The organism is Tepidibacter mesophilus, assembly GCF_002724055.1.
Taxonomy (GTDB): Bacteria; Bacillota; Clostridia; order Peptostreptococcales; family Peptostreptococcaceae; genus Tepidibacter_A; species Tepidibacter_A mesophilus.
The window spans coordinates 1-11645 of record NZ_BDQY01000016.1 but is presented as its reverse complement, the minus strand read 5'-3'; the positions used below and the strand labels follow the sequence as shown (position 1 = coordinate 11645).

The following is an 11645-nucleotide window of genomic DNA, read 5'->3' as shown; positions in this document are numbered from 1 at the left end:
TATTTTTGTAAAAATGTATAGAAGGTGAAAATATGGGAAGTATTCATATAGTGGGATTAGGTCCAGGAGAGTTTGATTTATTAAGCTTTGGAGCTTATAATAAGTTAAAGAATGGATCTAATATATATTTTAGAACTAATAAGCATCCTGTGGTAGATGATTTGATAAAAGAGGGAATACAATTTGAATCACTTGATTATTTTTATGATAGGGAAAAGGATTTCGATAAAGTATATAAAAATATAAGTAATTATATAATAAAAAAAGCAGAATCTGACGATATAATATATGTTGTTCCAGGTCATCCAAGAGTTGCAGAAAAGACTGTTGAATTAATACAGGTTTATGCTAATGAAAATAATATAGATATAAATGTAATACCTTCTATGAGTTTTGTTGATGCTATGTTTGATTTTTTAGAGGTAGATCCTGTACATGGATTTAAGCTTGTAGATGCTTTTAATATAAAAAATGAGAAAATAGATATAGATTCAAGTTTGATAATAACTCAAGTTTATGATAAGTTTATAGCATCAGAGGTTAAATTAAACCTTATGAATTACTATGACGATGAACAAGATGTGTATATAGTAAAAGGAGCAGGTATTAAAAAAATCCAGCAAAAGCATAAGGTAAAGCTTTATGAGCTAGATAGATTAGATGAATTCGACTATCTAACTAGCTTATACGTTCCAATAGCGTCTGTTAAGAAGTATAAGGATATATTTGACCTTCAAAGTATAATGCAGACTCTAAGAGGAGAAGGTGGATGTGATTGGGATAAAAAACAAACCCATCAAACTCTTACGAAATATTTAATTGAAGAAGCTTATGAAGTAGTAGATAGCATAGAAAAAGATGATATAGATGAATTAATAGAAGAATTAGGAGATGTACTTTTACAGGTAGTATTTCACTCTCAAATAGGCAATGAGGAAGGATACTTTGATTTTAATGATGTAACTACAGCTATATGTGAAAAGCTTATATTTAGGCATCCTCATGTATTCTCAGACGCTGAGTTTGAAGAAGGAGAGTTCATTAAGAAATGGGAAGAACTTAAAAAAGAGGAAAAAGGAGAAACTACTATAACTGAAAGTTTGCAAAGAATACCTAACTCTCTTCCAGCTCTTATAAAGTCTACTAAGGTACAAAAAAAGGCAGCTCTTGTAGGTTTTGATTGGGACAATATCGAAGATGTGTACAAAAAAATACAAGAAGAGTACAAAGAAGTTGTTGACGCGAGTAGACTTGGCAATATACAATACATAGAGGAAGAAATAGGCGATTTGTTATTCTCTATAGTAAATTTGGCAAGATTTCTCAAGGTAGATTCAGAACAAGCTCTTAATAAAACGGTACAAAAGTTTATAAGAAGGTTCAGCTTTATAGAACAGAGCGCTATAAAAATGGACAAACAACTAGAAGATATGACGCTTCAGGAAATGGATGAACTTTGGAATAAAGCAAAGAAACTCTAGAATAAGATTAAAACTTTATTACAAAGAAGGAATTTAAAAGAAAAGCTAGAATTAAAAGTTTATGTGATTTATTTAAAATTTAAATAAAAAAGAAAATACATAAGGAGGTAGTTACTGTGAACAAAGCTGAATTAGTAGCTAAAATGGCTGAATATAGTGGATTAACTAAGAAGGATGCAGAAGCAGGACTTAACGCATTTATGAAGTCTGTAGAAGAAGCATTAGTTGAAGGTGACAAAGTTCAATTAGTTGGATTTGGAACTTTTGAAACAAGAGAAAGAGCTGCAAGACAAGGTAGAAACCCAAGAAATCCAGAGCAAATTATAGAAATACCTGCATCTAAGGCTCCAGTTTTCAAAGCTGGAAAAGGTCTTAAAGATACTGTAAATAAGTAGTATATTAAAAAAGTGTGGATATTCCACACTTTTTTAATATAAAGATATAGGAGGTGCGTTATGAGATTAGATAAGTATCTTAAGGTTTCAAGACTTATAAAGAGAAGAACTGTGGCTAAGGAAGCTTGTGATAAGGGAATTATAAGCATAAATGATAAGGTTGCTAAGTCTTCTACTGTTTTAAGTGTTGGAGATATTATAAAGATAAGATTTGGAGAAAAAGTTACTACTGTTAAGGTAACTCAAATAAAAGAGCATGTACTTAAAAACGATGCAAAAGAAATGTATGAAGTTATAGAATAAATACTAAGTTCCCTTCATAAATTTAATATATAGAAGTTAATTCTATATCAATTAAGTTTTATATGGAGGGATTTTTTATGGATCATTTACTCAATATGAAAAATAGAGAAGAATTAAAATTGTGTGGGATTGAACATATTTATTCTTTTAATGATACTAAGATAGAGTTAAGAACTGTTTCTGGAGATGTATCGATACAAGGGGAAAACCTAGACATGGGCAAACTAAGTATAGAAGACGGTATGGTAAATATAAAGGGAAGTATTAATTCTATAGTTTATTCAAAAATATCTAAAAAGGATGAAGAAGGCTTTTTAAAGAAGCTATTTAAATAATAATGTATCCATCTGAAGAGATATATATACTGTTTGTTACTGTCTATGGTGGGATTTTAATGGGAATAATATATGATTTTTACAGAGGGATAAGGTGTAACATAAACAATAATAAGATTATAAGGTGTATAGAGGATATTTTATTTTGGGTAATAATAACTATAATAAGTTTTTTAATACTTCATAGAGCTAATTCTTACGATCTTAGATATTATAATTTTACAGGGTTTATAGTTGGTGTTATTATTTACTTTAATACTGTGAGTAAATATATACTTAAGTTTTTGTGTAAACTTATAAAAACTATAATATCCATAATAACAAACCTATATTATCTGATAATATATCCTATTCACTTTGCATTTGATGTTATAATGTATATAGGATTTAAGCAGTTTAAAAAAAGATGATATTTGGAGGATAAAATGAGAGATAGAAAAACTAAAAAGAAGAAGTTTAATATATATGTATTAGGTTTTAAGTTGTTTGTATTGTTCATATTATGCTCATCTGTTTATAGTGTAATAAATCAAGGCATGGTTATAAGAGAATATAAAAAAAAGATAACGGTTTTGAATGAGCAGATAAAACAAGAAGATAAAAATATTAAAAAAGCTAAAAAAGAAATTGAAAATTACAAAACAGATGATTATATAGAAAAGATTGCTAGGGAAAGACTTAAAATGGTAAAACCAGGAGAAATCATATATATAGATATTAACAAAAGAGAGGGATACTAATGAAGATTGCGGCTATAGATATAGGAACTAATTCTATGAGACTTTTATTAGCAGATTATGTAGAAGGTAAATTTTTTAATAGACAAAAATATATAAATACGACACGAATAGGCCAAAATGTTGATAAAGAAGGAATTATATCAGATGAGGCAATAGAGCGAAATGTAGATGCACTACATGAATTTGCAAATATAGCCAGAAAATATGGTTGTGAAAAAATATTTGCCATGGGAACCTCTGCTCTTAGAGATAGTAAAAATAAGGAATACTTTTTACAAAAGGCTTTTGATAAGAGTGGAGTTCTAGTTGAAATAATAAGTGGGGATAATGAGGCAGACCTTGGGTTTTTAGGTGTTGTACAGGAAATAGATGAGGATATTCTCGTAATAGATATAGGAGGAGGCTCTACAGAGTTTATAGTTGGAAATAAAGCTGAGGGAATCAAGTTTACTAAGAGTGAGAATGTAGGAGCTCTTAGAATGACCGAAAAATTTTTAACTAAAGACCCTATAGATAGCTCAGAGATTGAAGATGCCACAACTTATATAGAAGGTACTATAATGGATACTATAGAGAAGATAAGCAATTTTAATATAAGTAAAGTTGTTGGTATAGGAGGAACTATAACATCTTTATCAGCAATACATCAAGATTTAAAGGTGTATGATACACACAAGATACATAAGAGTGTTATTTTAGACACAGATATAGAAGAAATACTTCGTAATTTGAAAGAATTAACTGTAAAAGAAAAAAGAAATTTAAACGGTCTTCAGCCAAAAAGAGCGGATATAATAACTGCTGGAGCGTTAATCTTAAATATTATAATAAAAAATTTAAGAATAAAGGATATAACTGTTAGCGAATTTGATAATTTAGAAGGTCTAATTTGTCATAAGCTAAAAAGAATGTCTTAAATTTCTAAATGCAATATTACTGATTATGACAAAAACCTTTCTATCGCTTTGATACAATCAAATGTATTAAGTGAGGGGGAGGTTTTTTTATGCAAAGACCACAGATATCTTCATATAGAAGAAGATATATCAATGAGATATCCGAGGGTATGAACGTTGATAATACAGCTATATTTTTATGTGTAATAGGATTTTTGCTCGGACGAGCGGTTATAATAGACAATCTAGGGCCTTTTGGTATAGCTTATTTTATTTATATGTGTACATATAAAAAGTATAAGATGCCAGTGTTTTTTTCTATATCAGTAGGGATAATTTTAAGTCACACAGGGCCTCATGCTTTAAGGTACATAATAACTCTTTTATTTATAAACTTCATATCGTCATTTATATCAAAGTACCATGATAATATTTTTAGAGTATCTATTATAGGTTTTTTTATAACAGCTATAAGCGGTATGGCATATTCTTTATTAACGGATATATATATATATGATGTATTAGTTTCTATGATAGAAGGACTGGCTGTATCTTCTCTTATATATATATATTCATATGGAATACCTCTTATTCTAAAAAGGTCTATAAGAAGGAATATATCCAGTGAGGAGACTATAGCGTTATCTATAATAATAGGTCTTTCAATAACAGGAATATCAAATATAAGCTTGTTTGAAGTGTCATTAAAGAGTGTATTATCATTTTTAATAATAATAGTAGTGGCTTATCAATCAGGACCAGCTCTTGGATCTGCAAGTGGTATAACTATAGGGATAATAACTACTATGAATACAATATCATCACCTATGTATATAGGAATATATGGATTTTCAGCGCTTTTAGCAGGACTATTTAGAAAAGTAAGCAAGTATGCAACTACATTAGGCTTTATAATGGGGTGGAGTATAATAACTATATATACAAGAGGAAGTAGTGAACTTTTGCTAAGCCTTAGAGAAATAGCCATATCTTCTTTAATATTTCTTATGATACCTGATGATAGATTAAAGTACATAGAGAAATTTACTAAAGGAATTTTGGGTAGTGAGGAATCTTCTATTAACTATATAAACAGGGTAAAAGAAATAATGAATACAAGGCTTAAAGATGTATATAAGGCTTATGAAGAGGTTGGAGTCACTTTTGATAAAGTTAGAGAAAAGGACAAGGTTTTAGACCAAAGGGATATAGCAAGTGTTATAGATATGGTAACTCACGATGTTTGCTCTGATTGTCCTATGAAGAGGGGATGTTGGAATTTAAAGTTTACAAAGACTTATAGCATGTTTACGGACATATTAAATCATATAGAGGAAGATGGGAAGATAGATAATAATTATGTAAAGTCTAAGTTTGAAAGAGATTGTATGAAGTTTGATGAAGTAATAAAAGCATGTAATCATTATTTTGATTTATTTATGCTAAATTATAAGTGGAATAAGAAACTTTGTGAGACTAGAAAGCTAGTATCCAGCCAGATAAAATCTATTGCTTATTCTATTGAGAATGTTTCAACTGAAATAAATAATAGTATGGACTTTGATATGGATATGGAAAACAACATAATAGTTGAACTGGATAAGGAAAATGTAAAGGTGGATAAGATAAGTTATATTAAAAGAGATGATAACTTTGAAATAAATATACAAAGACATAATTGTTATAATGGAGATTTGTGTGAAAAAAAGTTAATAAATGCTGTATCAAGAGCAGTAGGACAACAGGTATCAGCTTATAAGACTGGGTGCAGGTCTATGAATAATATTTGTAACATAAGGCTTGTTAATTTCAAAAAGTACACAGCTAGAACTGATGTAGCTTATTTATCTAAGGATGGAAATATAATATCTGGGGATAATTATACGTACATGGAGATATCAGATGGAAAGTATATGACTGTACTTAGTGATGGAATGGGAAAAGGAGAGAAGGCATCTGAAGAATCAGCACTTACAATAGAAATATTAGAAAAAATGCTAGAAGCAAAGATAGATGAGAAAATAAGTATAGAAACTATCAACAATATGCTAATGTTAAAATCGTCAGATGAAATATTTTCAACTCTAGATTTAAATATTATAGATTTGAATAATGGAAACTTAGAGAGTGTCAAGATGGGTGCGTGTCCATCTTTTATTAAAAGAAAGAATGGTGGAGTTGAAGTTATATCATCTTCATCGCTTCCGGTTGGGATAGTATCTGAAATAAAAATAGACAGAGAAAAAAGAAGTGTGAGAGAAGGAGATATAATAATAACAGTATCAGATGGAATAATAGACGCTGGAAAAGATAAAAAATTAGGAGAAAATTGGTTGTACACAATTATAGAGAAGATGGACAAAAAGAGTACAAAAGAAATTGTAAAGTGTATATTAGACAAATCACTTGAGCTTGTTGATGGCAAAGCTCAAGATGATATGACTGTTATAGTTACCAAGATATGGAAGAACAGAAAATAAGAAGAAATTTCTAAATATTCATAGATTTTGTGGATAATGTGGATAGAACTGTGGATATGTTTGGGAATAATTTTTATATATTATGCATATAATATTACGTTTATTAGTTATAAACTTAGCCACAGGTGCTTGTGTATAATGTGGATAAAATGTGTGGATTATTAACAATCCACATTGTATTCATTCACATGAGAGATTCCGTTATTCATGGTTACTACATATCTCTTATCCGATATTTCGGATAGGTGGGTATTGTGAGTAACCATTATTATTTGTCTATTAAAGTTTGTGTTTATTTCTTTTAAGAATTTACCTACGTTTATAATGTATTCTTCTGATACGTGCTTTGCAGGTTCATCCAATATGAAAGGCCCTTCTATCATAGGTTTGTGGGTTTGAAGCATACAATATTTAAGTGTAAGAGATATTACGTCTATTATGCCTCCGCCACGACTGTCTTCTGGAGTATTTATTATACTGGTATCTTCATCTATTTGACTTATAACATTAAAGGATGCCTCTGGGCGTCCTCTTTTTTGTTCAAATTCTATTTTAAATTCTATGTTTTCGCCTGTTACGAATTGAAGTGCCTTAGTTACCATTACTTCGAATTTATGCTTTACTTGTTCACGAGCAAATGCTGAACTTTCTTCGAGTAACAGTTTAGCTTTTAAGAAAGTTTCTTCTTGAGACCTAAAGTCTTCTATTTTTAATTTTATAGTTTTCATGTCTTCTTCTAGCTTTGATTTCATTGTTTTTTTGTAGACTATGTAGTCTCTATATCTAGCATATTTATCTTTTATTTCATTTAAACTCATATAATCACCTCTTAGATATTAGGTATTGTATCGGGAAGCATTTCGTTTATCTTTGATATTAATTCTTGTTTTTCATTTTCAAGCTTTGATATTATTTCGTCCAGTTTTTGTGGATCATATCCTAGAGATATTATTTCTTCATTTAAGGTTTTTTCTTGCTTTTCAAGTTCTTCAAGTCTTGTTTCTGCTTTGTATTTTGTCATTTTGCCTTTTTCTATTTTATCTTTAAGTTCTTGCAATTGCTTTTCGTTCATTTTAAAATCCTCCTTATAAGTTAGATATTATATTTTCTGTAGTCGTGTTATCTATATCACTAAAACATGTTGGGCATTTTCCCATTTTTTTAAGCATGTCTGAGTATGCTTGGGTGCATTCGTTTAGTCCTGCTTGGACTGTTGTTATATAGTCTGAGCCTTTTTTTAGCCTTAGTTTTGTGTCTTTAAAGTTTGTGTTTAGTTGTTTGAGTGATTCTATTTTAGTTTGTATATTTGTATATTCTGAGTGTAGTCTTTCTATTGTGTTGAAGTCTGGCATTTTGGTTATGTTGTTTTTAAGTTTAGTTTTTTCGTTTGATATTATTTTATAATCTCTGTTTATTTTTTGTAGAGATATAGTTTTTGAGTTTAGGGTTTCTAGTTTCAAGTATGTTTCGTTTATATTGTCTATGTTTTGTAATTTCTTCAGTGTTATTTTTAAGTTTTTATTATTATTGTTTAAAAAGTCTATTTTATTTTTTAGTAGTTGTATTTTACTTAACTTATCTATTGTATTTATCAAGTTATTGTTTATTTTTTCAGCTTCTTCTATGTTTGATAGTTTAATTATAGTATCTTTAAGCAAGTTTTTGTTTGTGGTTATAGATTTCAAAGAAGCTGATGTTTTTTGAAGGTTTAGAGATTCTTTGTGTTTTATTTCTAAGTCTTTTATGTTAAGTTGTGTTTGTTCTATATTAGACAGCTTGTCTATAACTTCGCTGCATTTTGATTTTTGTAGTTTTATGTTTTGTAGTGAGGTTATGTATCTTTTGAGAGTATCTATGTTTTTCTCTATTTTTTCAGCTTCTGTTATAAATTGAGCTATTTTAGAGAGTTTCTTTTCTTCTTCTTCAAGGTCTTCGTATTGTTTTAATTTTTCGTTTAAAACTTCGTACTCATTAGATTTTTCTTTTGTTTTTTTGTTTATATCTAGTATGTCAGCTTTTATGTCTCTTATTGATGAGTCGAATAAGTTTGCGTTTATAAGCTTACCTATTGTTTTTGATCTTTGTGCTCCGTTTGATGATATCAAAAATGGTGGGTCTAGTTGGAATAAGAAATTTGGTATTTCAACTAAGTCTTTATCTATTTTAAGTATATTTACTCCACAGGCTTCAAGAACTTCCGGTATTGAGTCTACACCGAAGTTTTCGTTATCTGATATATCACCGTTTGGATATTCTATTTTATATGTATTTTTAGATACTATTTTCTTTTTTCCACTTAGTTTTTTAGTACGAGTTATCTTAGTTTCATCACTAAGGGTTAGTGTTACGCTACATTCGTTAGTTCCTTGGCTTACCATATTGTTTCCCTGAGGGTCGTTTAGGATAACCCATCTTATTGCTCTTATAATAGCAGATTTTCCTTTGTCGGATTCACCTATTATCGTGTTGAGGCCGTTTACGAGATCTAGGGTGGTGTCTTTATGGCTTTGGAAGTTTTGAATGTGGAGTTGTTTTATAAATTTCAATTCGAAAGCCTCCTTGTTTTTTGGTTTGGTGGTAGTTGGAAAATGACACTTATTAAAATAACGCTACTTAGTCAACCTTTTTATTAAACTACAGATTATACCTTATATTATATGCTAAAACTTCGTAAACTCCCTTTGGTCAAACATACGAAGTTTCTTAACGCATATCATAACGGTATAATCTAAGTTTAATAGAAAAAGGTTAACAAAAAGTAGCTAACATTTTAATAAGCGTCATTTTCAAGTATATACGTTAAGCATAGACTAAGGATTTAACTATTCGCTTGATAAGCTTTCCTCAGCTATTGATAGCTTTGTAAGTGCATAATCTACCACTTCTTTTTCTAGTTCTTTATTAGATGCTATTTTTTTTACTATGCTGGTTATGTCCATTGATTCTATTGTTGATGCTACTTTTATTTCTCTCATGAATTCTTCTATTTGGATTTCTTTATATTGTGAGCCTTCTATATGAGATCTATCTAATACGTCTTCTCCTTTTTGTTGCTTTAGAGGTATGAATTCTAGTTTTATATCATTTTTTGATATTTCTATATATAATGCTCCTACTTTTCTTTTTATTTCATTTTTGTCTGAAGATACTCTGGATAGAGAGCCTGGGTTTGAGAAGTATTTTCCGTTTACTTCTATAGGGTCAAATCCAGCATGGTAGTGACCTGTTAGTGTTAAATCTGCTTTGGTTTCTTTTATTTCATCTATTGTCACAACTTTCATATGAGGGTTTAGTTGTTTTTCCATAAGCATACCGTGTATTATGTGTATTGCTTTATCTGCATCTTTAGTATTTACAACGTAGTCTTCTTTTATATCATCATGGTCTATTCCAAAGTGAGAGGGTGTTCCTGTTATTTGGAGAGTAAGGTCATTTTTGGTTATTATAAGTTTTTCTCCTTTGTACATAAGGTCTATAAGTCCAGCTTTTTCGAATAGCCCTAGTTGTGTTGATTTTATGTTATCTATGTTGTTACCGAACAAATCATGGTTTCCAGCTATACCTAGTATTCTATTGAATTCTCTAAGTATTTTTGCTGTTCTTCCAGCTACGGCATTTGAAACACTTGGATTGTCGAATAAGTCTCCTCCAAATAATACGAAGTCGCAGTTTCTTGTTTTTGATATATCATTTATTTGATTAAGCTTGTCTAGAACTGTATCTAGGAAGTTGTCTTTTCTACTTCTAGGGTTTCTTCCGCTTACATGACAGTCTGTGAAGAATAAAGTTCTTATTATGCTGTCGTTTCCTTTTAATGTGAGGTTGTTGTAGTCCAAAGAGAACATCTCCTTTCATAATATAGATTGTACAACTAAATGCGGATAAGATAAAGTGGTAGATAGTGTTTAAGCGAAAAAAAGCTGCTCAAAAGAGCAGCTTTTTTCTAGTATTCATATTCTTTATCTAGTTCTCTATCACTGTAGTCATATTCATACTCAGCACATTTTTTATCATCTTCATCGTATATGTATATTTGAATATCTTCTCTGAACTCGTCTGTTATTTCATCACATACTTTATCTTCTATAAAGTCTCTAAACTCTGAATAATCACGGTCACTCCAGTATCTAGATGTTCTTTCGAAGTCTCCAGTCATCTTAACCTTAATATCGTCATTAGAAAGTTGAGATAAATCATAATCAAACTCTAGTGTTCCGTATCCCTTAGTGTATTCATCGTAATCATCATTTAGCTTATCCTCTAAGTCTTCTAAATCTTCGTCGTCATCATCATCGTCATCATTTTTAAGTCTGTCAATTTCAGCATCTTTAGCCTTAAGTTGGTTCTTTAGCATTTCTATTTCATAAGAGCTGTTAGTATTTCCTAGACTAGAGTCATTATGAATATAGACAGTCTTATTTCTATCATCCCAAGCAACATTAACTCCAAGGCCTTCTGATATATCTCTTAGAGGAACGTATACATTACCTCCGTATATAAAAGGCTCGTTTGAGAAATTAAGTGTTTTTCCGTTTAAGGATACTTTTATGTTATAGAAATAAGCAGTTATAGATTTAGAGTATCCGCTTGAGAATGCTAGAGTGCCACATATTAGTGTCAGTATGAACGTTAAGCATAAAATTCTTTTTTTCATTTAATTACCTCCTTCTTAGTTTAACGTATATATATAGCATATCGTAAAACTGTGCTATAATAAAAGGGTATTTTGAATTATTTTACATAAAAACATCAGGGAAAAAGTGGATATATCTTTGTTTTGGTGGTTGAGCGAAAAATATAGTTTATTGAAATACCGCTACTTAGTCGACTTTTTCATAGAACTATAAATTATGCCTTATGAAATATCCTAAAACTTGGATAGGCTACACTTAATTAGACAATAAATACTCGGACATGATAATATTAATTAAATAAAATCGGAGGAGATATCATGTCTAATAAACATAAAAGATATACAGATGAATTTAAGCAACAAATAGTAAACTTAGCTAACA

General features: G+C 29.8%; 13 protein-coding genes. 8 read left to right on the top strand and 5 right to left on the bottom strand.

Going from position 1 to position 11645, the window contains the following annotated elements; translation table 11 throughout:
- Window positions 1-32 precede the first annotated feature (32 nt).
- The 8 genes from yabN to spoIIE all read left to right on the top strand — a co-directional run bounded on the left by yabN (window position 33) and on the right by spoIIE (window position 6630).
- Window positions 33-1481 carry a bifunctional methyltransferase/pyrophosphohydrolase YabN gene (yabN, locus tag Tmeso_RS10435; protein WP_099190925.1) on the top strand — a complete coding sequence of 483 codons (1449 nt, stop codon included), beginning with the start codon at window positions 33-35 and terminating at the stop codon, window positions 1479-1481.
- A gap of 116 nt (window positions 1482-1597) precedes the next feature.
- Entirely contained in the window at window positions 1598-1876 is a 279-nt protein-coding gene (locus Tmeso_RS10430) for an HU family DNA-binding protein (protein WP_099190923.1), read from the top strand.
- A gap of 60 nt (window positions 1877-1936) precedes the next feature.
- On the top strand, window positions 1937-2179 hold the full coding sequence (locus Tmeso_RS10425) for an RNA-binding S4 domain-containing protein (protein ID WP_099190921.1): 243 nt from the start codon (window positions 1937-1939) through the stop codon (window positions 2177-2179).
- 77 nt (window positions 2180-2256) lie between these two features.
- Window positions 2257-2514, top strand: a complete 258-nt coding sequence (gene yabP / locus Tmeso_RS10420; protein ID WP_099190919.1) for a sporulation protein YabP — start codon at window positions 2257-2259, stop codon at window positions 2512-2514.
- 2 nt (window positions 2515-2516) lie between these two features.
- Complete coding sequence (gene yabQ, locus Tmeso_RS10415) at window positions 2517-2924, top strand: spore cortex biosynthesis protein YabQ (RefSeq protein WP_099190917.1); 408 nt, start codon at window positions 2517-2519, stop codon at window positions 2922-2924.
- A gap of 15 nt (window positions 2925-2939) precedes the next feature.
- Window positions 2940-3254, top strand: coding sequence for an FtsB family cell division protein (locus Tmeso_RS10410; RefSeq protein ID WP_099190915.1), 315 nt, complete (start codon window positions 2940-2942; stop codon window positions 3252-3254).
- Window positions 3254-4171: a Ppx/GppA phosphatase family protein gene (locus tag Tmeso_RS10405; RefSeq protein WP_099190913.1), complete on the top strand. Its 918-nt coding sequence runs from the start codon at window positions 3254-3256 to the stop codon at window positions 4169-4171. Before Tmeso_RS10410 ends, Tmeso_RS10405 begins: the two co-directional genes overlap by 1 nt.
- Before the next feature lie 89 nt (window positions 4172-4260).
- Window positions 4261-6630 (top strand): stage II sporulation protein E, encoded by a 2370-nt coding sequence (gene spoIIE / locus Tmeso_RS10400; RefSeq protein ID WP_099190911.1) that lies wholly within the window; start codon window positions 4261-4263, stop codon window positions 6628-6630.
- Between the two features lie 161 nt (window positions 6631-6791).
- Here spoIIE and Tmeso_RS10395 read toward each other — a convergent pair whose 3' ends face one another.
- The 5 genes from Tmeso_RS10395 to Tmeso_RS10375 form a co-directional block, all read right to left on the bottom strand.
- A complete protein-coding gene (locus Tmeso_RS10395; protein WP_099190909.1) occupies window positions 6792-7448 on the bottom strand; it encodes an OLD family protein in 657 nt (218 codons plus the stop codon).
- 11 nt (window positions 7449-7459) lie between these two features.
- Entirely contained in the window at window positions 7460-7702 is a 243-nt protein-coding gene (locus Tmeso_RS10390; protein WP_099190907.1) for a hypothetical protein, read from the bottom strand.
- Window positions 7703-7715: 13 nt separating this feature from the next.
- Window positions 7716-9176, bottom strand: a complete 1461-nt coding sequence (locus tag Tmeso_RS10385; protein ID WP_099190905.1) for an AAA family ATPase — start codon at window positions 9174-9176, stop codon at window positions 7716-7718.
- Window positions 9177-9452: 276 nt separating this feature from the next.
- Window positions 9453-10466, bottom strand: a complete 1014-nt coding sequence (locus Tmeso_RS10380) for a metallophosphoesterase family protein (RefSeq protein ID WP_187296315.1) — start codon at window positions 10464-10466, stop codon at window positions 9453-9455.
- Between the two features lie 107 nt (window positions 10467-10573).
- Window positions 10574-11284, bottom strand: a complete 711-nt coding sequence (locus Tmeso_RS10375) for a copper amine oxidase N-terminal domain-containing protein (RefSeq protein ID WP_099190901.1) — start codon at window positions 11282-11284, stop codon at window positions 10574-10576.
- Window positions 11285-11645 lie beyond the last annotated feature (361 nt).